At 71.4% G+C, this 21,635-nt stretch carries 17 protein-coding genes; 8 read left to right on the top strand and 9 right to left on the bottom strand.

Annotated elements, in window-relative coordinates; all coding sequences use genetic code 11:
* A complete protein-coding gene (locus tag Aco04nite_RS04620; RefSeq protein WP_244875751.1) occupies window positions 1–3,324 on the bottom strand; it encodes an ATP-binding protein in 3,324 nt (1,107 codons plus the stop codon).
* A 101-nt stretch (window positions 3,325–3,425) separates the two neighbouring features.
* Between Aco04nite_RS04620 and Aco04nite_RS04610 the strand changes: the two genes are divergently transcribed.
* Entirely contained in the window at window positions 3,426–5,513 is a 2,088-nt protein-coding gene (locus Aco04nite_RS04610; RefSeq protein WP_212995899.1) for an AfsR/SARP family transcriptional regulator, read from the top strand.
* 7 nt (window positions 5,514–5,520) lie between these two features.
* Here Aco04nite_RS04610 and Aco04nite_RS04605 read toward each other — a convergent pair whose 3' ends face one another.
* Window positions 5,521–6,456 carry an alpha/beta fold hydrolase gene (locus Aco04nite_RS04605; protein ID WP_212995898.1) on the bottom strand — a complete coding sequence of 312 codons (936 nt, stop codon included), beginning with the start codon at window positions 6,454–6,456 and terminating at the stop codon, window positions 5,521–5,523.
* 190 nt (window positions 6,457–6,646) lie between these two features.
* The gene (locus Aco04nite_RS04600; RefSeq protein ID WP_212995897.1) at window positions 6,647–7,276 is read right to left on the bottom strand and encodes a helix-turn-helix transcriptional regulator; all 630 of its coding nucleotides are present in this window, start codon (window positions 7,274–7,276) and stop codon (window positions 6,647–6,649) included.
* Window positions 7,277–7,382: 106 nt separating this feature from the next.
* Between Aco04nite_RS04600 and Aco04nite_RS04595 the strand changes: the two genes are divergently transcribed.
* A complete protein-coding gene (locus Aco04nite_RS04595; protein ID WP_212996031.1) occupies window positions 7,383–7,604 on the top strand; it encodes a DUF3311 domain-containing protein in 222 nt (73 codons plus the stop codon).
* Entirely contained in the window at window positions 7,594–9,240 is a 1,647-nt protein-coding gene (gene mctP, locus Aco04nite_RS04590; protein ID WP_212995896.1) for a monocarboxylate uptake permease MctP, read from the top strand. The genes Aco04nite_RS04595 and mctP overlap by 11 nt, the downstream gene beginning before the upstream one ends.
* Here the strand turns inward: mctP and Aco04nite_RS04585 are convergent.
* Both Aco04nite_RS04585 and Aco04nite_RS04580 read right to left on the bottom strand, forming a co-directional pair.
* Window positions 9,150–10,661 (bottom strand): AfsR/SARP family transcriptional regulator, encoded by a 1,512-nt coding sequence (locus Aco04nite_RS04585; RefSeq protein WP_212995895.1) that lies wholly within the window; start codon window positions 10,659–10,661, stop codon window positions 9,150–9,152. The two genes, mctP and Aco04nite_RS04585, sit on opposite strands and share 91 nt — an antisense overlap.
* 30 nt (window positions 10,662–10,691) lie before the next feature.
* Window positions 10,692–13,352: an AAA family ATPase gene (locus Aco04nite_RS04580; protein ID WP_212995894.1), complete on the bottom strand. Its 2,661-nt coding sequence runs from the start codon at window positions 13,350–13,352 to the stop codon at window positions 10,692–10,694.
* A 75-nt stretch (window positions 13,353–13,427) separates the two neighbouring features.
* On the opposite strand from Aco04nite_RS04580, the gene Aco04nite_RS04575 reads away from it, so the two are divergent.
* The gene (locus Aco04nite_RS04575; protein WP_212995893.1) at window positions 13,428–14,234 is read left to right on the top strand and encodes a hypothetical protein; all 807 of its coding nucleotides are present in this window, start codon (window positions 13,428–13,430) and stop codon (window positions 14,232–14,234) included.
* Here Aco04nite_RS04575 and Aco04nite_RS04570 read toward each other — a convergent pair.
* A complete protein-coding gene (locus Aco04nite_RS04570) occupies window positions 14,219–14,785 on the bottom strand; it encodes a PadR family transcriptional regulator (protein ID WP_212995892.1) in 567 nt (188 codons plus the stop codon). The genes Aco04nite_RS04575 and Aco04nite_RS04570 overlap by 16 nt on opposite strands.
* A gap of 89 nt (window positions 14,786–14,874) precedes the next feature.
* Between Aco04nite_RS04570 and Aco04nite_RS04565 the strand changes: the two genes are divergently transcribed.
* From Aco04nite_RS04565 to Aco04nite_RS04555, 3 genes are read left to right on the top strand one after another with little or no spacing between them, the layout of a single operon-like run.
* Window positions 14,875–16,248, top strand: a complete 1,374-nt coding sequence (locus Aco04nite_RS04565) for a carotenoid oxygenase family protein (RefSeq protein WP_212995891.1) — start codon at window positions 14,875–14,877, stop codon at window positions 16,246–16,248.
* 20 nt (window positions 16,249–16,268) lie between these two features.
* The gene (locus Aco04nite_RS04560; protein WP_212995890.1) at window positions 16,269–17,855 is read left to right on the top strand and encodes an AfsR/SARP family transcriptional regulator; all 1,587 of its coding nucleotides are present in this window, start codon (window positions 16,269–16,271) and stop codon (window positions 17,853–17,855) included.
* Between the two features lie 55 nt (window positions 17,856–17,910).
* The gene (locus Aco04nite_RS04555; RefSeq protein ID WP_212995889.1) at window positions 17,911–18,699 is read left to right on the top strand and encodes an alpha/beta hydrolase; all 789 of its coding nucleotides are present in this window, start codon (window positions 17,911–17,913) and stop codon (window positions 18,697–18,699) included.
* 63 nt (window positions 18,700–18,762) lie between these two features.
* Here the strand turns inward: Aco04nite_RS04555 and Aco04nite_RS04550 are convergent, their stop codons facing one another.
* Entirely contained in the window at window positions 18,763–19,626 is an 864-nt protein-coding gene (locus Aco04nite_RS04550; protein WP_212995888.1) for an alpha/beta fold hydrolase, read from the bottom strand.
* Between the two features lie 80 nt (window positions 19,627–19,706).
* On the opposite strand from Aco04nite_RS04550, the gene Aco04nite_RS04545 reads away from it, so the two are divergent.
* Window positions 19,707–20,051, top strand: a complete 345-nt coding sequence (locus tag Aco04nite_RS04545) for a hypothetical protein (protein ID WP_212995887.1) — start codon at window positions 19,707–19,709, stop codon at window positions 20,049–20,051.
* Between the two features lie 62 nt (window positions 20,052–20,113).
* Here Aco04nite_RS04545 and Aco04nite_RS04540 read toward each other — a convergent pair whose 3' ends face one another.
* Window positions 20,114–20,827, bottom strand: a complete 714-nt coding sequence (locus Aco04nite_RS04540; RefSeq protein WP_212995886.1) for an alpha/beta fold hydrolase — start codon at window positions 20,825–20,827, stop codon at window positions 20,114–20,116.
* 10 nt (window positions 20,828–20,837) lie between these two features.
* Window positions 20,838–21,479: a sigma-70 family RNA polymerase sigma factor gene (locus Aco04nite_RS04535; protein ID WP_212995885.1), complete on the bottom strand. Its 642-nt coding sequence runs from the start codon at window positions 21,477–21,479 to the stop codon at window positions 20,838–20,840.
* Window positions 21,480–21,635 lie beyond the last annotated feature (156 nt).

Raw genomic sequence — 21,635 nt, 5'->3', positions numbered from 1 at the left:
TCACCCGAGCTCGCGGAGGAAAGCCTGCGTGCGGCGGGCGAACAGGTGCGCGCCGCGCTCGCTCGACAGCCGCTGGGCCCGCTCGGCAGCCGCCCGGACGACGGTGACGGGCTCGCCACGGGCCCGCAGCAGCCGGGCCCGGATCAGCAGGATCAGGCCCTCGGAGTACCGCTGGCTGTATTCGTCGAGGTAGCCGCCGGCCCGGTCGAGCGCCGCGGCCGCCTCGTCGAGTGCCCCGGCTGCCAGGTGCATCTCGCCGAGCAGGCCGAACCACGTGGAGACACACGAGCGTGCCGGGCCGAGCAGGTTCGCGGCGATGATCTCTGCGGCCTCCGCCGCGGCACCGGCGGGGTCGACGCCGGTCGTGGCCCGCGCCCAGCACCGGGCCAGCCGCTGGTAGGTGCCGAGGAAGACGAACGAGAAGCCGGGATCCACGGCGAGGCCCCGCTCCGCGGCCCGCAACGCCCGGGCCGGGTCGTCGACGAGGGCGGCGATCCGGTCGGCGAAGGTCGCCCAGATCGTGATGAGGTACGGATCGTCGCCGGCCGCGGCCTCGAGGGTGTCCAGCAGGGCCCGCGCCTGATCGACGTCCTGGTGCATGGCGGTCAGCTCGGCGAGCATCCCGGTCATGAGCAGCTGCAGATCGTGGCGGACCGGGTCGTCCTCGCGGCGGCCGAGGGCGAGGATCGTCGGCCGGGACCGGCTGAGACAACGGTAGGCCTCGCCGATGTCGCCGAGGTTCCAGCGGTGGATGCCCCACGCCTGCAGGCCACAGGCGAGGACGAACGGGTCGCCGGAGGCTTCGCCCTGGTCGAGCAGCCGGCGGGCCAGGGGGGCGCTGCGGTCGTACTCGAGGGCCTGGTTGTGGGCCGCCCAGCGGGAGTAGAGCAGCGCCGCGGCCTCGGCGTGCCGGCCGAGATCCCGGGACAGCTGCTCGGCGCGCTCGAGCAGGTCGGGCGAGGAGAAGCCGTACATCGACCGCATGCCGACGACGGCGGTGAGCTGGGACAGGGCCGCGAGCTCCAGCTCCGGGAGGTTCGCCGTCCGGGCCAGCTGGGCGGCCGACCGCAGCAGCCGCTCGGCGGTTTCGAGGGCGGACTTGCCAGCCGCCCGCCGGCCCGCGCGAGTGAGGGCCCCCGCGGTCCGTGCCGGGTCGGCGAGGGGCCCGGCGGACCACAGGTGGTGGGCGAGGCGCTCGGCGGCGTACTCACCGGCCGGGTCCGCGGCCTCCAGCGCGTCCGCGACGTGCAGGTGCAGCCGGGTGGCGTGCCCCGGGGGCGTCGACTCCGACAGGGCCTCGCGGACCACGTCGTGGGCGAACCGGAACGAGAACGGGTCGTCCGGCCGGGGTTCGAGCATGCCGAGGGCCTCGACCGGTTCGAGCCGGGCGAGGCAGGCACCCACGTCGAGGCCCGCGGCCCGCGCGAGCACGCCGATCTCGACGTCACGTCCGATGAACGCGGCGGTGCGCAGCAGGTCCCGGGCAGTGTCGTCCAGCCCGGCCATCCGGTCGAGGACGACGTCGCGCACGGTGGACGGCACCCGGCTCCGGGCTACGGTGTCGTCGGTGAGCAGCCGGGACAACTCACGGACGAAGAACGGGTTGCCGGCCGTACGGGTGTGGATGTCCCGGACGGTCTCCGGATCGGGATCGGCCCCGGTCTCCCGGCGGACGAGCTCGGCCACCTCGCCCGGTCCGAGCGGGCCGAGCCGGAGCCTGCGGTGGCCGGGAACCCTGCTGGCCGCGGCGAGCATGCGGGCCAGTTCGGAGCCGGGCAGGGGAGCGCGGTCGCGCAGCGCGGCGAGGATCGAGCTGCGGCGGGGCATCCGGGCGGCCAGATGGGCGAGGAGGGCGAGCGAGCCGGCGTCGGCCCACTGGAGGTCGTCGATGATCAGCAGGACGGGCCGCTGCGCGCAGGCGTCGTCGAGCACGGCGACGACCTGCTCGAACAGGCGGAACTGGGTGCCGTTGTCCGGCAGCACCGCCGTGGCGAGGATGTCGCTGCCGCCCTCGGCCAGGCGGCCCAGCTCCCCGGCGAGCCACTTTTCCCGGGCGGTGGGTGGCAGCTGATCGACGACGGCGTTGATGATCTGGATCCAGGGCCACATCGACGGCGTTCCGGCGCCGTCCAGGCAGGCGCCTCGGACGACGAGGGCGCCCCGGCGTTCCGCCTCGGCGGCAGCCTCCCGCAGGATGCTGGTCTTGCCCACGCCGGGCTCGCCCTCCACGATGCCGAACGCGGTCCGGCCGGCCAGCGCCGAGACGACCGTCTGCCGCAGCACGGCCAGCTCCTCGTCCCGCCCGACCAGGCCCGCGATGCCCGATGATCCGCCGCCGGGTTCGACAGCGCCGGGTTCGACAGCGCCGGGTTCGACAGCGCCGGGTTCGACAGTGCCGGGCTCGACAGCGCCGGGTTCGACAGCGCCGGGCTCGACAGTGCCGGGCTCGACAGGGCCGGGTTCCACAGGGCCGGGTTCCACAGCGCGGGGACCGGCGGCGGGCGGGTTGCCGGAGGCGGTGACGGGCCGGCGGGGCGCGGCGGCAGGTTGCGGGGCGCGGGTCAGCACCCGCCAGTGCGCGGCCTGCAGCGCCGGGCCGGGACGGACGCCGAGATCCTGGTCCAGCCGGGAGCGGACCTGCTGGAACACCGACAGTGCCTCGGCCTGGTTCCCGGCTGCGCCCAATGTGGAGATGAGCATCGCCTGGACGGGTTCGTGCAACGGCGTCATCGAGGCGGCCAGGTGCAGCGCGGGGAGGACCTGCTTCGGCCGGCCCAGGGACACGGCGAGCTCGGCCGCGGCGATGCACGCGTCGTAGAACTCGTCGTCCAGCGCCGCGAAGGTCGCCATCGCCCGCGCCGTGAGTGTGAGCCCCGCGCCGGCCCGGCCGTGCCACAGCGCCAGGGCCTGCACGTAGTGGCCGAGCGCGGTGTCGTCGTGATCGTGGCCGCGCGCTGCCCCGGCCGCCTCGACCTGCTCGCGGAAGACCGCGAGGTCCAGCATGCCGGAGGTGGCGGCGAACAGATAGCCGTCGCCGTGGCGGTGCAGCCAGCTGCCCGATGCGCGAGCCGGCAGCCCGGGCTCGAGCACCCGTCGCAGGGAGCCGATGTACTTGTGGAGAACGTTGAGAGCGCTCGCGGGCACGTCGTGGCCCCAGATCAGATCGATCAGCTCGGCGGTGCCGACCGGGCGGTTCCGGTGGACCAGCAGCAGGGCGAGCACATATGCCTGCTGGCGGGGGCCGAGGTCGAGCTCGGTGTCGCCGTGCCAGGCCCGGAGCGGGCCGAGGATCCGCAGGCGCAGGGCACCGCTGTTGTCCGCCATGACGTTCAGTGTCGTCCATCAGCTGTCGCCGCGACCAGGCGGTCCGGCGACGGCAGTAACAAGGAAGAAATAATCAACTACGGGGCGTTACTGTCCCCGGCATGCCCGCCGCGTTACGTCTGCAGATCATGGGCCCGATGCGGGTCTGGCTGCACGGTGTCGAGCTCGACACCGGCCCGCACCAGCAGCGCTGCCTGCTGGCGCTCCTGCTGGCCCGCGCCGGCCACCCGATCAGCATGCCCGAGCTGATCGGGCTCCTCTGGGGCACGGAACCGCCCGCCAGCGCGGTGAACGTGATCCACAAGTACGTCGGTGTGCTGCGCCGGCTGCTCGAACCCGCCCTGGAACCGCGATCCGCCGGGTCGTACCTCGTCCGGCACTCCAACGGCTACTGCTTCGCGCCCGGCGCCGGCACGCTGGACCTCGCGGAGTTCCGTGAACTCGTGGACGCGGCGGAGGCTACGGGCCTGCCGGACGAGGACGCGCTCGCCCGGTACGCCGACGCACTGCGCCTGTGTCACGGTCCGGCGGGGGAGGGCCTGACCCTGACCGCCGGTGGCGCGGCCGTGCTCGCCGCCGTCAACGCCGAGTTCTGCGCCGCGACCGTCGCAGCCGCGGACATCGCCCTGCGCGGGCGGCAACCGTCCCGGATGCTGAACCCGTTGCGTCTCGCGGCGGGAATGGCACCGCTGCACGATCCGGTCCACGCGAGCCTGCTGATCGTGCTCGCCGCCACCGAACAGGACGCCGGGGTGCCCAGGGACGTGCCCGTGGCGCATCCCGCGCAGCTTCCGCCGGACCTGCCGCTGTTCACCGGGCGTACGGCCGAACTGGCGGCCCTCGGCGACCTGGTCGCCGGGATCCGCGAGACCGGCCGGACGGGCCCGCTGGTGGTGGCGGCGAGCGGCACCGGTGGTGTCGGCAAGACGGCCCTCGCCATCCACTTCGCGCACCGGGTGGCCGGTGCCTTCGCCGACGGGCAGCTCTACCTGGATCTGCGGGGTGACCGTGAGGACGGCACGCTGCCCACTGCCGATGCCCTGTTGTGCTTCCTGTACGCCCTCGGCGTGACCCGATCGGCCATCCCGGAGCTGTACGAGGCCCGGATGGGCCTGTACCGCACCCTGACCGCGGGCCGGCGGATCCTGGTGATGCTGGACAACGTCCGCGATTCGGCCCAGGTGCGCCCCCTGCTGCCGAACTCGTCGCAGAGCCTGGTGCTGGTGATGAGCCGTCGTCCGCTGCTCGGGCTGGCCGCGTTCGACGGGGCGTACCTGCTGCGGGTCGGCCTGCCCGACGCGGCTGCCGCCCGGGAGCTGTTCGACCGCAGGCTCACCCGCCGGGCCAACCGTGCCACGGGCGGCCCCGCGGACCGCGAGACCCTCGACGAGATCATCGGCTGGTGCGGCCGGTTACCGCTGGCGCTGGCGATCCAGGGCGCCCGGTTCAGCGCCCGGCCCGCGCTGACACCCCAGGTCGTCGCCGCCGAGCTGCGCGACAGTACCCGCCGGTTGGGCGCTTTCGACTGCGGCCCGGGTCTGAGCGATCCGCGCGGCGTGCTCTCCTGGGCGTACCGTCAGCTCAGCCCCGCCACGGCGGCGCTGTTCCGGTTGCTGTCGGTCGTGCCCGGCCCGGGTGTCACGCTCGCGGCGTGTGCCAGCCTGGCAGGCAGCCCCGCCGGCCGTACGCTGGCCGAGCTGGACGAGCTGACGGACCTGGCCCTGGTCACCGAGGACGAGCGGGGCCTGTTCAGCACGGGATCACTGGCCGGGGCGTACGCCGAGGAGCTCTTCCGCGCCGTCGGGACGCCGGCCGACAAGCGGGCCGCGATCAGCCGGCTGCTGCAGCACCACCTGCACAGCAGCTACCACGCGCAGTCCGCGCTCGGGCGCGAGCGGCTGCCGTTCACGCCGCCCCCGTTGCTGCCCGGCGTCGTCCCCGAACGGCCGGGAGCGCCCTTCGCCTGGTTCAGCTCCCGCCGGGCAGAGCTGACGGAAGCCGTACGCGTAGCCGCCGAACTCGGTTACGGCATCGCCGCCTGGCAGCTCGCGCTCTGCCTGCACCCGTTCCTGGAGAGCGCCGGCCTGCTCCAGGAACGCGACGACGTTCTCGGGTGGGCCCTGGACGCGGCCCGCCGTGACCGTGATCCGGCCGGCGAGGCCCACATCCTGCGCGTCCAGGGCACCTGAGCGAGGCCTATTCGTACAGGTCGAGGTAATGGCTGTAGAGGAAGGCCTTCTCGTCGCCGAGACCGGCCGGGTCGACGGCGTCGTGGCCGATCTTCGTCGCGGCCGGGATCTCGTAGTGCCTGAGGGTGAGGCCGTTGGTCGCGGCGATGTCGCCGGGTAGTTCGCGGGCACGGTCGAGGTCGATGAACGTGTCGTTCTCGGCGGTGACGACGGCGACGTTCGTCAGGTTGGGCAGCTTCGTGCCGGTGTCGGTGATCGCGGCCAGGCGCAGGTACTGCGACAGGGCGGCGAACGAGAAGTTGTTGCTGTTGAAGTGGTCGGGGACGAGCCGGAAGCCGAAGAGCACCGTGAACGGCTTGATGATCGCGGCCGGGGCCTGGCCGGCGGCCGGGCGGTAGAACGGCGAGATCGCCAGCAGGTGCCGCACCTGCTCGGGGCGGGTGGTGGCCAGATAGGTGGCCAGGACGCCGCCGCCGGAGAGCCCGACCACCCCGGCGTCGCTGCCGAGGGCGGACGTGATGTCCATGGAGGTCGCGGCGTAACTGGCGAGTTCCTGGGCCGTCAGCTCGGCGTGCGCGAGCGGGTCGACCGTGCCGTGCCGCGGGGCGAGGGGCACGAAGACGTTGTAGCCCTGCTGGTAGTACAGGTCGGCCAGCTCGGCGAACTGGGCCGGGCAGTCGGTGTAGCCGTGCAGCATCAGCACGGCCTTCTGCGTGCCCTCGCCGTGCAGCAGCGACCGGGAGCGGCACTCGGGGCGGATGCCCGGGTTCGCCTTCTCCTGGTCGGCCTGCTCGGTGATGAGCGCGGTCGCGGCGGTGTAGCTCAGCTTGACCGGCGCGGGACGCAGGTCGTCGGAGTCCAGCGGCCACAGGTAGAGCGCGGCGAGCGACCCGAGGATCAGCACGAGAACGCCGGCGAGGACTCTGATGACGATTCTGGTCACGAGAGCTCCGTCGGCTCGTCGAACGCGACGACCGCCGGGACACGCTTTCTGGTTCTCATGGGTTCCTCCTTGAAACGTCGCGAATGTCCACGGAGGAGCGTTCCAAGGCCCTCTTTTTTTCCACTGGACCGCCGGGAGGCGTGCGATTCAGCGACTGTTCACAACGTCGCGCCGGCCGCGGCCGGGACGGTTACGGCGCTGCCGAGGGCGACAGATAGCCCAGCTTGATGGCGCGGGCGGTCAGGTCGGCCTTGTTGGCGGCATTCAGCTTCAACCGGACCCGTTTGATGTACGTCTCCGTGGTCGCCTCGGTGACACCCAGCCGCTCGCTGATCATCGCGTTGGTGAGCCCGTCGGCGACGAGCCGCAGCGTCTCGATCTCGCGGTTGGCCAGCCGCACCGCGTGCGCAGGCGGGCCGCCGAACACGTCGCCGGCCAGCCCCGGGCTGACATAGATACTGTCCAGGGCGGCCGCCTCGACGGCGAGCCGGAGGTCCGGCCCGGTGGCGTCGGCGAGGATCAGGGCGCGGGCGCCGGCCCGGATCGCGTCCGGCAGCGGCGGCGGGTCACCCGGCCGGCAGACCAGGACCGTACGCGTCCCCGCCGGCAGCATCGACCAGTAGCGTTCGTTGAGTGATCCCGCGCGTAACCGGGTGATGTCCACGATCGCGACAGGTGGCCCGTCCGGTGGGGGAGCCAGCTGGGTGATCGAGGACAGCTCGAGGCCGACGGTGAGATCCGGCAGCCCGGCGGCCAGGGCGGCCAGACCGGCCCGGGTGACGTCGGACGGTGACACCACGGCGATGGTCAGCGTGCTCATGAGTTCCTCCCCATAATTCGAGGGAACCGTAACCGCAGCTTGTTGAAGGACTCTTACCTGCGACTCCTGCTCGAATTCCGATTGAACTCGGCGGCCGGGGAGCCGTCTGCCGAGCGTGAAAAAAGATCGCAGAGCCTGGAACTGGCTCCTTGTCGTTCCCGTCGTGGTACCGCTGGTGACCCTCTTCTTCAACGCCGATGAGCCCCGGCTGGCCGGTTTCCCGCTGTTCTACTGGCTGCAGCTGGCGTTCGTCGCGCTGGTGGTGATCGTCACCACGGTGGTCTACCAGCTGACCGTGCGGGCGGAGGCGAAGTCCGATGTGGCGTGACCACCTGACCCAGATCATTGTCTTCGCGGTGCTGTTCCTGGGGGTCAGCGCGCTCGGCTTCTTCGCGTCCCGGTGGCGTCGCACCGGTTCGCTGGACCATCTCGACGAGTGGGGCCTGGGCGGGCGTCGCTTCGGGGGCTGGATCACGTGGTTCCTGCTCGGCGGCGACATCTACACGGCGTACACGTTCGTCGCGGTGCCGGCGTTGCTGTTCGCGGCCGGTGCGATGGGCTTCTACGCCGTGCCCTACACCGTGATCGTGTACCCGCTGGTGATGTTCGCGCTGGTGCGGCTCTGGTCGGTGTCGTACCGCCACGGTCTGGTGACACCGGCTGACTTCGTGCGTACGCGCTACAAGTCGCCCACCCTCGCTTTGCTCGTGGCCATCACCGGCATCGTCGCGACCATGCCGTACATCGCGCTGCAGTTGGTCGGCATCGAGGCCGCGCTGAAGACGATGGGCCTGGTCGGCGCGTCCGGGTTCGGCCGGCACCTGCCGATCATGATCGCGTTCGCCATCATCGCGGCGTACACGTACTCCAGCGGGTTGCGGGCGCCGGCGCTGATCGCGTTCGTGAAGGACGGGCTCATCTATCTCGTCATCATCGTCGCGGTGATCTACCTGCCGTACAAGCTCGGCGGCTGGGGGCACATCTTCGACGCCGCCCAGGCGAAGTTCGAGGCATCGCCGGCGCCGAACGACGGGATCCTGCTGAACGCGAACAACCAGCTCAACTACATCACCCTCGCGCTGGGGTCGGCGCTGGCGTTGTTCCTCTACCCGCACACCGCGACCGGGATCCTGGCCGGCCGGGACCGCAACGTGATCAAGCGGAACATGGCGGCGCTCCCGGCGTACTCGCTGGTGCTCGGTCTCATCGCGCTGCTCGGCTACGCGGCGATCGCGGCCCACACGACACCCGTCCTCAAGGACAACAACACCATCGTCCCGGCCCTGTTCGACGGGGTGTTCCCGGCCTGGTTCGCGGGGGTGGCGTTCGCGGCGATCGGCATCGGCGCGCTGGTCCCGGCGGCCATCATGAGCATCGCCGCGGCGAACCTGTTCACCCGCAACATCTACGTCGAGTTCTTCGCCCGCGACGCGAGCGCGGCCAGGCAGGCGAAGGTCTCGAAGCTCACGTCGCTGCTGGTGAAGTTCGGGGCGCTGCTGTTCGTGGTGCTGATCAACCCGCAGTTCTCCATCGACCTGCAGCTGATCGGCGGCGTCATCATCCTGCAGACGCTGCCGTCGGTCGGCATCGGCCTCTACACCCGCTGGTTCCACCGGGGTGCGCTCATCGCCGGCTGGGCCGCCGGTATGGGCGCGGGTCTGTGGATGCTCTATCTGGTCCCGAACCCGGCCACCGACCACGCGCACTTCGGCGGTTCGGCCATCGCCCTGAGCAAGCTCGGCCTGGACACACCGAAGACGCTGTACGTGGGCTTCCTCGCCGTGGCGCTGAACCTGATCGTCTCCACGGTGCTGACCCTGGTGCTGCGGGCGGCGAACGTCCGCGACGACGGCGACGACACGTCGCCGGAGGACTACGTGGCCGACCGGTCCACGGAGCGTAGTTCCTTGGCGGCGGTTGCCAGCGAGAGCTCGGGGGTGGCGGCAAGCCGAGCTGCCAGCTGAGCCAGGGCCAGCGGCATCCGCCCGCACAGCTCGACGATCTCGTCCAGCACCTCGCCGTCCGGGTCCTCGTGGATCCGGTCGGCGAGGCGCCGCTCGAGCAGCTCCCGGGCGTCCGCCGCGTCGGGGGCTTCCACGCGCAGCAGGTGAGCACCCGCGTGCGCGGCGAGGTCCAGGAGCGCGGGCCCGCTGGTGACCAGGACGAGGCTCCCGGCGGAGCTCGGCAGCAGCGGGCGGACCTGCCCGGCGTCGCGGGCGCCGTCCAGCAGCAGGAGCATCCGTTTGCCCGCGGTCAGGCTCCGGTACGTCCCGACCTGTGCGTCGAACGTGTCGGGGGCGTCGGGGGTGCGGACGCCCAGGGCGTACAACAGCGATCTCAGATTGTCGCCTGGATGGTCCTGTCGCAGGTCGAGGTAGAGCTGCCCGTCGGGGAAGTCGGCGGCGACGAGGTGCGCGAAGCGGACGGCCAGCGTCGACTTGCCGGTGCCCTCCGTTCCGTTCAGCGTGATCACCAGCGGGCCCGGCTGCCCGCCCGCTCGCAGCGCCACGGCGTGCCGGTCCAGCGCCGCCAGCTCACTGGTCCGGCCGGTGAACAGCGGCAGGTCCGGTGGGAGCTGGGCCGGGTGGACCAGCGGCTGCGCCGGGGTCGCCGCACCGGGCGGCAGGACGTCCTGGGTGAGCACCCGCCGGTAGGCCTCCTGCAGCCCGTGGCCCGGGTCGATGCCGAGCTCGTCGGCGAGCAGCCCGCGGACGCTGCGGTAGGCCGTCAGGGCCTCGGCCTGGTGGCCCGCCGCGGCGAGCGTGGTCATGAGGCTCGCCTGGACGAGCTCGTTGAGCGGGTGGAGCTCGGCGGCGCGCCGCAGCGGAGCCAGCAGCCGGGCGGGGCGGCGCAACCGGACCGCGATCTCGGCGGCTGCCAGGACCGCGTCGTTGAACTCGCTGTCCAGGCCGGCGAACATGGCCCGCGCCGACGAGGTGTCGGCGAGCCCGTCGGCGACCCGGCCGTCGCCGAGCCGCAGGGCCGCGGCATACCGGTCCAGAGCCGCGTCGAGCTCGTCGTTGTCCGCGTGTGTCGTCGCCTGCGCGACCAGCCGCCGGAAGAGGACGAGATCGAGCATCTCCGGCGCCGCGGTGAACCGGTACCCGTTGCCGTGCCGGACCAGGTAGCGGCCCGCCGCCCGTGGGGGCAGACCGGGTTCGAGCAGGCGGCGCAGCACACCGACGTACTTGTGGATGACGTTGACCGCCGTCGGTGGCGAGTCGCCGCCCCAGAGCAGCTCCATCAGCTCGTTCATGCTGATCGGGTGGCCCTCCCGGGCGAGCAGGAGAGCCAGCAGGCACCGTTGCTGGTTCGGCCCGGCGTCCACTTCGGAGCTCCCGCGGATGATCCGCAGGGGTCCGAGGATCCGGAGGTGCACTGTCATGCGGAAGACCGTAGGCGGCCCCGCGGGCGCTCAGACTACGTCAGATGACGTAATGACCCGGGCCAGTTCCGCGCGCGAGCTGACGTTGATCTTCGGGTAGATGCGGTACAAATGGGTGCTGATCGTTCTCGGGGAGAGGAACAGGCGCGTACCGATCTCCCGGTTGCTGAGACCTTCGGCGGTGAGCCGGGCGATCTGCTGTTCCTGCGGGGTGAGGACGGCCAGCGCGTCCATCGGCTTGCGCCGGGTCTCCCCGGTCGCGCGCAGCTCGGCCCGGGCCCGGTCGGCCCACGGCGTGGCCCCGAGCGAGTCGAACGTGTCCGCGGCGGCCCGCAGCAGCGGCCGGCTCTCGGTGAGCTTGAACGAGCGGCGCAGCGCCGATCCGTACGTGAGCTGTAACCGGGCCCGGTCGAACGGCCAGCCGGTCAGGTCCTGCGCGAGCGCTGTCTCGTAGTCGCCGGTGAGCACCGCGCGGGCATAGCCGAGCCCGACCAGCAGTGCCGGTGACTGGCTCCGCGCGGCGATCGGTTCCATCTCGGCGACCACCGGGCGCAGCTCGTCCAGAAAACCGCCGAGGACCGCTGCCTCGGCCAGGAATCCGAGCAGGTGGAGGCGCTGATGCGGCAGGTGGGCGCTGTCCGCCGGGTCGTAGACGCGGATCAGCTGCCGGAACGCGTCGTCCGCGTGCCCCTCGGCGAGCGCGGCGACACCCCGGGCCCGCTGCACCAGTGCCAGCATCGGCAGCCGCCGGGCGGCGGTGAAGATCTGCTCGGCGACGTCGGCCCGCCGGCGGGCGGCGGCGACGTCCCCGCTGAGCGCCTCGGCCAGGGCCGCGATGAGGCCGCCGCCCAGGGCCCACATCAGCTGTCCGGTCTCCTGCGCCAGCGCGATGCACTCGGCGGCGAGCGGCAGGGCCGTCCGGGCGTCGCCCAGCCCGGCATGGGCGCCGGCGCCGGCGTTGAGCGCCACGGCCAGTGCGCCGATCCGGCCCTGTGCCCGGAGCTCGGCCGCGCTGGAGAGCGCGAACGCCCCGGCGATCTCGAAGGCGCCCGCGGCCCAGGCGGCGATGGACAGGTCGCAGCGCACGCCCGGGGACAGGCCGGTCCGGTGGACGAGCTGCCGCAGCCGGTCCAGCCCGTCGGCGCCCCGGCCGGCCGGGGCGATCGTCAGCAGGACCCCGCTCAGGCGCGGGTCGTCGCCGCCGTCGCCGAGGGCCAGGGCGACGTCGGTGAAACGGTCGATGACGTGTGCCGGAGCGTTGGAGTAGTAGATGCGTAAGGCGATCTCGGCCAGCGCGTCGATGGCGAACCCGGCGTTGTCGTCGCGGCGCATGGTGTCGATCAGGTCGGCATAGGCCAGCAGCTGCTCGGCCCCGGACCACGCCTTGGACGAGAACGACTCGCGCATCATGGCCAGCCGGGCCTGGTCGGCCGGGCGCAGCGCGCTCACGTCGACGTCCTCGAGGATGCGCTGGGCGCTCTGCGAGTCACCCTGCTCCCGCATCAGCGTGCACGCCATGATCTGGCGCCGGCCCCGCGCTGCCGGGTCCTGGCTCAGCTGGATCGCCCGGTTGACGGTGGCGGCGGCGACCGCGACCGTCTGCTGCTGCGTGGCACCGAGGGCGAGGTCGGTGAGCTCCCGGGCCAGTGCCTCGTCCGGGCCCGGTGCTGCCGAGGCGCGGTGCCAGAGCCGGCGTCCCGGGCTGCCCGACAACACCTCCGCGAGCGCCTGGTGCACGCGCCGGCGCTCGCCCGCGGCGGCCTGCTGGCGCAGCGCCGATCGCAGCAGCGGGTGCCGGAACCGCAGGTCGTAGTGCTCGTCGACGGTCACCAGCCGGGCCGTCACCGCGGGCTGGACGGCGTCCGCGGGCACCTCGGCGCCGGTCAGCACCCGCATCGCCGCAAGGATCTCGTCGAGGCTGTCACCGTCGAGCAGCGCCGCGACCAGCAACAGCCTGCGGGTGTCCGGCGGCAGGTCGGCGACCAGGCCGTCGAAGGTACGTTCCACACGTACGCTCAGCGGCAGGCTCGACGGCAACAGGGCCGAACCTCCGGAACGCGCGACCGCGGACCCGAGCTCGACGATGCCCAGCGGGTTTCCGGCGGCCTCGTCCAGCACCCGGCCGTGCAGTGCGGGAGCCAGCCCGGGCGCGGTCCGGTCGAGCAGCATCGCGGAGTCGGCGGGGGACAGCGGTTCGAGCCGCAGCTCGGGGAGCCCGGCAGCTGCCAGCCGCCGGTCGATGTCCTCGCCCTCGCGCACGGCCATGAGCACGGCGATCCGGTCCGACTCGAGCCGCCGGCACAGGAACGTCAGCGTCTCCCAGGTGGCGGCGTCCAGCCAGTGCGCGTCCTCGATCACGAGCAGCACCGCGCCGTCCGGCTCACCGAGCAGATCGAGGACCTCGACCGCCATCCGGTACGGCGAGCTCGTGTCCGACGCCGCCGGGCGCAACGGGCGGAGCAGGAGGTCGAGGCCGGCGTACGCGATCTGCACCTCGGCCTGCACGCCGGTGACCCGCAACACCCGCATCCCGCGCGCACGCCCCGCACGGGCCGCGTGCTCCAGCAGTGCCGACTTGCCGATCCCGGCCTCGCCCCGCAGCACCAGGGCACCGCCCCGCCGGTCGATCGCGTGGTCCAGCAGCGCATCGAGCGTGGTGATCTGGTCGTCGCGCCCGACTATCTCCGCCATGGTCCCATTTTGCTACGGCGAGATCGTTTCCTCGACGTCCAGAGATCTTCAACTCCTTCCCGACAGAATCACTTGATGCGCGTACGCCTCATCAGTCTTGTTGTCTTTGTGCTCGTGCTGGCGGCGACAGCCCTGGGGGTGGTGCTGGGCCGGCCGCACGACGAGCCGGTGTCCGAGGCCGTGGCCGTGGCCCGTGACCTGTTGCCGCCGGCGGCGTCGGTCGCGGCGATCGAGGACTCCGGCGCGGTGGGCACGGGATATCACCGGACGTTTCCCCAGTACGTGGGGGAGCTGACCGTGTGGCTGGCGTGCACCGGCGAGGGGCAGGTCACGCTCGCGGTGTCGGCGGTCCCGGCCGCCGAGACCGGGTCGGTCAAGCCGCGCGACGTGGCCCGTACCACCGCGATCTGCGCTGCCGAGCCGGTCCGGACGGACTTCTTCGGCGACCCCTTCACGGCGAGTCTGGTCTTCGACCTGGCCGGCACCGGACCGGCCGAGTTCGCTTTCCGGGTCACCAGCGACACGGGTGACCCGGTGTCCGTGCAGGACTACCAGCAGGTCGATCTGCACGGGGCGTTCCACCTCGACGACGGCGGTGACGAGGGCTACAGCGTCGGTGGCGCGATCGGGCCGGGCAGCGAACCGGACTACTACGGCCCGCTGCAGGAGCACGGCGATTTCACCGTGGCCGCGGCGTGCACGGGCCTCGGGACCCTGGAACTGCGGGTGGGGGATCACAGGGAGCAGGTCCGGTGTTCCTGGAAGCCGCAGCGGCACGACTCGAAGCTGAGCTGGCACACCGGTAAGGCGCCGGAGATCTACGCGCAGTACACCTCGGCATCCAAGGCGCCGGCGAACTGGGCCGTCTACTTCCTGCCCTGATCGTCCTCGCCGGGCAGGTCACCCGGCGACGCCTCGACGTCACGCCAGAAGTCGATGAACATCCGCTCCATCCGCAGCCCCGCCTCCAGCGTGGCCCGCTGCGGCGACCCCGGCCGGAGTCCTCGCGAGCCCATGATCTCCAGATAGTCCGCGAGCTGCTGCTCGTGGGCCTCGAGCTGTTCCCTGGCGAGCTGGACGATCGGGCCGGTGTCGGCCACGTCGGTGGGCTGGAAGAACAGTCGCAGCAGCCCCTCGTCGTGGATCTCGGTGCCGGCCCTCGTCGGCGTGGACAGCCATCGGTCCAGTTCCTGGCGCCCCTGCCCGGTGAGGCTCAGGAGCCGCCGCCGGCGTCCGGCGTCCTCCTGGCGTTCGACCACGAGCCCGCGGCGGACGAGCCGGTCGGCCTCCGCGTAGAGCTGCGAGCGCGGGAAGACCCAGAAGTGCCCGATGCTCTGGCGAATCCGCTGGTCGAGCTGGTAGGGGGTGGTCTCGTCCCGCTCGCTGAGCAGGCCCAGCACCACGTAGGCGCTGATCGGAAGGGCGGTCGCCATCGGATCTCCCGGTTCAGACGGTCTGCATCTCAATATTCCAGATCAGACGGTCGGAGTTGTACTGTCGGGAACGACTCTGGAGGATGACCGTGAACAACGCAAGTACGACCGGCCGGTACCGCGAGGGCAACTACGCACCCCTGGCCGAGGAGGTCAGCACCACCGACCTGCCGATCACGGGGGAGTTGCCGCGCGAGCTGAACGGCCGCTATCTGAGGATCGGGCCCAACCCGCGCGACGGTGAGGTCGATCCGGTCACCCACCACTGGTTCCGCGGCACCGGCATGGTCCACGGGATCCGGCTGCGCGACGGCCGTGCCGAGTGGTATCGCAGCCGCTTCATCGACAGCGAGAAGGGCTCACCGAACACCAGCGTCGTCAGCCACGCCGGGCGGCTGCTCACCCTCATCGAGGCCGGCAAGCCCCCGGTCGAGATCAGCCCCGACCTCGCCCGGATGGCGATCTGGGACTGTGACGGCGCCCTCAGCCGCGGATTCACCGCCCACCCGAAGATCGACCCGGTGACCGGCGACCTGCACGCGATGACGTACAACCCGCGGTTCGGCGAGGTCCGTTATGTCGTGCTCGGGCCCGACGGCAGGGCCGCGCACACCGCCGACATCCCGGTCGCCGGCGGCCCGATGGTGCACGACATGGCGCTCACCGAGACCCGCGTCGTCATCCTCGACCTGCCGGTCACCCTCGCCGCCGCCCTGCGTCGCGGCAGGGCGGGAAAGACCGTCTCCAACCTGCCCTTCACCTGGGACGAGCAGCACGCGGCCCGGATCGGGATCCTGCCCATCGCGGGTAAGCCCGACCAGGTCCGGTGGATCGAGGCGCCCCGCAGCTTCGTCTTCCACGTCCTCAACGCCTTCGACAACCCCGACGGCTCGCTGACCATGGACGTGGTGCGCTACGACGAGATGTTCGCGCGCGACGTCCTCGGCCCCGGCGACGCGACGCCGGCGCTCGCGCGCTGGCACGTGAACCCGGCCCTCGGCACCGTCAAGGAGGAGCTGATCAGCGACCACCGCGTCGAGTTCCCGCGGATCGCCCCCGCGCTGACCGGCCGGGCGCACCGCTACGGCTGGTTCGCCGGGTTCAGCGCGCACGGCCTCAAGATCACCGACGACGTGGAACGCGATCCCACCGACGGCTTCGGCACCGGGCCGCTGATCAAGGTGGACACGGGTACGGGAACAACCGTCACCCACGACTACGGGCCGGGCCGCGTCACCATGGAACCCGCGTTCGTCCCCCGGCCCGGTGCCGGGGGCGAGGACGACGGCTGGATCCTCTCGGTCGTGCACGACGCCACCGTCAACCGCGCCGAGCTCGTCGTCCTCGACGCCGCCGACCTGACCGCCGCCCCCATCGCCCGAGTCCACCTGCCCAACCGGATCCCCTTCGGTTTCCACGGCAACTGGGTCGCCGACGGCCCTCGTCCACAGATCCTCCAGTGACGGCGCTTACCTTTGCGGCCGTGTCCGATTCCGCTGTCGTGTCCCACCGGCTCCGGCTGGAGATCCTGGGCGCGCTGCGGGTCTGGCTCGACGGCACCGAGGTCGACGCCGGGGCGCGCCAGCAGCGCTGCCTGCTGGCCATGTTCCTCGCGCACGAGGGCCGGCCGCTGGGCGTCGCCGAGCTGATCGGCATGCTCTGGGGCGACGACCCGCCGGCCAGCGCCGTCAACGTGATCCACAAATATGTCGGAGCCCTGCGCCGGTTGCTGGAGCCGGGGCTGGAGACCCGTGCGGCCGGCTCGTACCTGCGGCGGCACGGCAGCGCCTACCTGTTCTCGGCCGGTTCCGCGGAACTCGATCTCAGCACCTTCCGGGCGACGGTCGCCGCGGCCAGGGAGGACGTCGCCGCCGGCCGCGACCGGGCCGGTCTCGACAGGTACGCCCAAGCGCTGCGACTGTGGCACGGCACGGCCGCCGACACCCTGGCCGACAGCGCGGCAGCCACGGCGACCTTCGCCAAGATCGACAGTGAGTTCTTCGACGCGGTGATCGCTGCCACCGCATTGGCGGTCCCTGCTCACCAGGGCGCCCGGATGCTGGCCCCACTGCGGCTGGCAGCGTCGGTGGGCCGGTTCCACGAGCCGGTGCACGCGGCGCTCGTCACGGCCCTCGCGGCTGCCGGGCAGCAGGCCGCGGCGCTGAGCGCGTACCGGGTGATCCGAGAGCGGCTGACGGGCGAGCTGGGGATCGACCCCGGCCCGGAGCTGCAGGCGGCGCATCGGCGGGTGCTCACCCAGACCACCGTGCCCGCCGACTTCCCGCCTCCCGCGCAGTTGCCGCACGATCAGCCCATGTTCACCGGCCGGGCGACGGAGCTCGCGGTGCTGGCAGAGATCGCCGGGACGCGGGACGCGGCCGATCACACCGGGCCACTGATCGTCGCGCTGGACGGTGTGGCCGGGGTGGGGAAGTCGACGCTGGCCGTCCACTTCGCGCACCGGGTCGCCGGTGACTTCGCCGACGGTCAGCTCGCCCTCGACCTGCGCGGAAACCGGAGCGACGGTGACGGCCTCACGGCCGGGGAGGCCCTGGCGACCCTGCTGTACGGGCTCGGCGTCCCCACCCACGACCTGCCCGAGTCGTACGACGCCCGGCTCGGCGCCTACCGCAGCCGCACCGCCGGCAAGCAGATCCTCCTGCTGCTCGACAACGTACGTGATGCCGGGCAGGTGCGCCCGCTGTTCCCCGCCTCACCGGGGAGCATGGTGCTGGTGACCAGCAGGCGGTCCCTGATCGGGCTGGCCGCCCACGACGGTGCGCACCTGCTGCGGGTCGACCCGCCGGACGCCGCCTCCGCCCGGGAGCTGCTGCGCCGCCGGCTCGCCGCCGCGCCGAACCGGGTCGCGGAGATCGACGCGGCCGCCACCGGGGCGCTCGACTCGATCCTGGCCAGTTGCGGGCGCCTCCCGTTGACGCTGGCGATCCTGGCGGCCCGGCTCAGCGGCGACCCGCGGCTGTCCCTGGCGGCCGTCGCGGCCGAACTCGCGGTACGACCTGCGGATCCGGCAGCGGCCAGATCCAGTTCGCGTCCACACATCGGTCAGTAGCCGCCCCTAATTTGATCGCCATAGTCTCATCCGCCAAGGCGAGGTCGTACGAACAATGAGCAGAACAGTTGTCTTCATCCATGGTCTCTGGATCCATTCCGTGGCCTGGCAGCCATGGCAGGAACTCTTCGCCGGAAAGGGATACGAGACCCACGCGCCGGGCTGGCCCGGTGACAAGGACACGGTTGCCGAGACCCGGCTGCACTCCGAAGGCGCGGGTGTCGGCGTCGACGAGATCACCGATTCCTACGCCAAGTTCATCGCCGGGCTCGACAGCCCGCCGATCGTCGTCGGTCACTCCTTCGGCGGCCTGATCGCCCAGAAGCTGCTCGACGCCGGGCTGGCCACGGCAGCGGTGGCGATCTCCCCGGCACCGATCAAGGGCATCAAGATCCTCCCGCTGAGCCTGCTGCGGTCCAGTTTCCCGGTGCTGTCACGGCCGGGCAACAGGAACAAGGTCGTGCCGCTGACCGAGAAGCAGTTCGCCTACGGGTTCGGCAACGCGCTGCCGCCGGCCGAATCCGCGGAACTGTACGAGCGCATCGCCATCCCCAGCCCGGGCCGCCCGCTGTTCGAGGCCTCGTCGGCGAACTTCACGAAGAACGCCCCGACCGCGGTCGACACCACCCGGGCCGGACGGGGTCCGCTGCTGCTGCTGGCCGCGGACGAGGACCACACGGTTCCCGCCGCCGTCGTCGCGGCCGCCTACCGGCTCTATGCGAGCTCCCGGGCGCGTACGGACATCATCAAATACGACGACCGGGGTCACAGCGCCGCGTTCGACCACGGTTGGCGTCAGCTGGCCGACGACAGCCTCGCCTGGCTCGACCGCCAGAGCCTCTGACCGTTGCGTACGACCGTAGGGCTCGCATTCGCCGGAATGCGGGCCCTACGGTCGTGAGAGCTGTCAGAGATTGGCGATCAGGAAGGCGCGGATCAGGGCGGCAGCCTCGTCCAGTGCGCTCTCCAGCAGGAAGTGGCCGCCCTCGAGGAGATGGATCTCGGCGGTCGGCAGGTCGTCGGCGAACGCGAGAGCACCGGGTGCGGCGAAGATCGGGTCGCTGCGGCCCCAGACCGCCAGCAGCGGCACCTGATGCTCGCGGAAATAGCGGTGCACCAACGGATACAGCGCCAGGTTCGACGAGTAGTCCCGGCACAGCTGCAACTGGAGGAGGTCGTAGCCGGGCCGCGACAACACGGCGTGGTCGTGCTGCCAGGTGCTCGGATCGACCAGCGATTCGTCGACGACGCCGGTCAGGTACTGCCAGCGGATCGCCTCCAGCGTGAAACCCTGCCGGATGGCCGCCTCGGTCTCGGCGTTCTGCTCGTTCCAGTAGTCCCAGACCGGCTGGAAGTAGGACTTCACAAAGCCTTCCTGGTACGCGTTGCCGTTCTGGCTGATGATCGCGGTGACGGCCGAGGGGTCGCGGACGGCGAGCCGCCATCCGATGGGGGCGCCGAAGTCCTGGACGTAGAGCGCGTACCGGTCGGCGCCGAGCTGCCCGAGCAGTTCCGCGGTCAGATCGGTGAGCGCGTCGAACGTGTAGTCGAACCCGCTCACCGGTGGAGCGTCGGACTCGCCGAACCCCAGATGGTCCGGGGCGATGATGTGCCACCGGTCGGCGAGCAGTGGGATCAGGTTGCGGAACATGAACGAGCTGGCCGGGAAACCGTGCAGCAGGACCAGGGTCGGTGCGGTGGCCGGACCGGCCTCGCGGTAGAACAGCCGGTGGCCACGGACGTCGGCGTAGCGGTGATGAATTCTCGTCATGCCCGCAATTTATTGAGCCGTAGTGGATAACCGCTGAATCGTCTTCTCAGCGTCCGCGCAATGAGCTACATTCATCGGCCATGACCCCCCGTTTCGCTTGGCTGAGCGGCTTTTGGAGCCTGCTGGCCGGCGCCGTGCTCCTCATTGTTCTGCTCATTTTCCTGCACCCGGTGATCGACCCTGAGGATTGCCCGAACTACGGCGGCAACGGCAATGCGAGCGCCTTCACCGACTCGGGCTGGGACCTGTATCTGCCGGTGGTGGCGCTCGGCTGGGTGATCGTCGTGCTGGCGGAGCAGGCCCTGCCCGTGACGTGGCGCGGCCGCAGCGGCACCGAGGTCACGGTCCGCGCGGGTGCCGCCGTCCTGGGCGCGACCATGTTCTCCTGCTGTGCGCTGCTGCCGTTCCTGACCGTCTGCCGCTGAACCGCTTCCATCAGAGCGCGAAACGCCCGAGCGGAAGCGCTCGGGCGTCCTGCGGTCGGCGATTATTTGCTGACGGACCTCAGTGCTTCCTCGATCACGTCCGCGACCTCGCGGGGGTGCGCCAGCATCACCAGGTGCGAGGAGTCCAGCTCGATCGTCTTCGCACCCGCACGCTCGTAGCCGAAGCGCTGGACGTCGGGGTTGATCGCGTGGTCCGCGGTGGCGACGACGGCCCAGGAGGGTTTGGTCTTCCAGGCGGCCACCGGTGCCGGCTCACCGAACGCGAAGGCGGCGAGCGGGCGCTGCGAGACCGCGAGCACGCGAGTACGGGCCGTGTCGACGTCCGAGGCGAAGATCTCGGGGAACTTCTCGACGTCCACCGACACGTCGACGCCGTCCTCGCCACCGGGCACGGGGAACTTCGTGTAGACCAGCGCGGTGGCCAGGGCGGCGTCGGCGAAACCGCTCTGGATCTGGCCCAGGCTCTCGCCCTCGTCGAGCGCGTAGCCGGCGAGGTAGACCAGGCCCGCGACGTTGTCCTCGACGCCGGCGACGGTGATGACCGCGCCGCCGTACGAGTGACCGACGAGCAGGACCGGGCCCTCGATCTGGCGTACGACCGAGGCCAGGTAGCCGGCGTCGGAGCTGAGACTACGGTTCGGCCCGGCCGGCGCGACGACGCTGATTCCCCGGCTGAACAATTCAGGAATGAGTGCGCTGTAACTGGAGGCGTCGGCGAAGGCGCCGTGGACAAGGACAACGGTGGGGGTGGACATTGGTGCTCCCTCAGGCTGTTCGTCGGTGGTCATGAATCACCGTAGGAAGCGGCAGTGAAGAAACACTGAATGGCTCGGACCGCGGTTTACGCCGTTTGCCCGGCGTGTAATGGGGATCGATCGCCAGCCGCAGGGCCCGCAACGCGTAGTGGGACCGGGATTTCACGGTGCCCGCGGGAACACCCGCGCGTGCGGCGGCCTCCTCGATGGTGCGGCCCTCGACATAGAGCTCCCGCAGGACGGCCTGGTGCGGCGCCGAGAGCTTGCCGAACGCCTCGGTGAGTGCCCGCGCCGCCACCGCGGCGTCAGCCGCGTCGGCGATCGTCGTGACGTTGGCATCGATGAGGCTGACCTCGGTGGGCCGGGCCTCCCGCATGCGGATCATGTCGATGTGGACCCGCCGGGTGACGGTCAGCAGCCACCGGCGGGCCCCCTCGGCGTCCCCGGGGATCGAGCCCACGTTGCGCCAGACCCGCAGCAGGGTCTCCTGCACGACGTCCTCGGCCCAGTACCGCTCGCCGCGGGTCAGGCTCATCGCGAACCGCAGCAGGGTCGCGGCGTGCTGATCGTGCAATGCGATCATGACCGCTTCGACGTCCCGCTCATCCTGGCTGTGCCGGCGGGCGGCCGGCTGGTCAACTTGCTCGATCATGCCCGGCAGCCTATGGAGACCACTCTGGACAATTTCTTCCTTAACAGTGGGGTACGGCTGAATTCGCCCTGGGCATCCGTCGGTCATCAATCGTCAAGAGCCGGGAACTACCGTCGCGCGAATGAGTTCGCCTGTCGCCTGTCGCCTGTCGCCTGT

It is taken from the genome of Winogradskya consettensis, assembly GCF_018332715.1.
GTDB classification, from domain to species: Bacteria; Actinomycetota; Actinomycetes; order Mycobacteriales; family Micromonosporaceae; genus Actinoplanes; species Actinoplanes consettensis.
The sequence above is the reverse complement of the archived record's forward strand: the minus strand, read 5'-3'. Positions and strand labels throughout refer to the sequence as shown.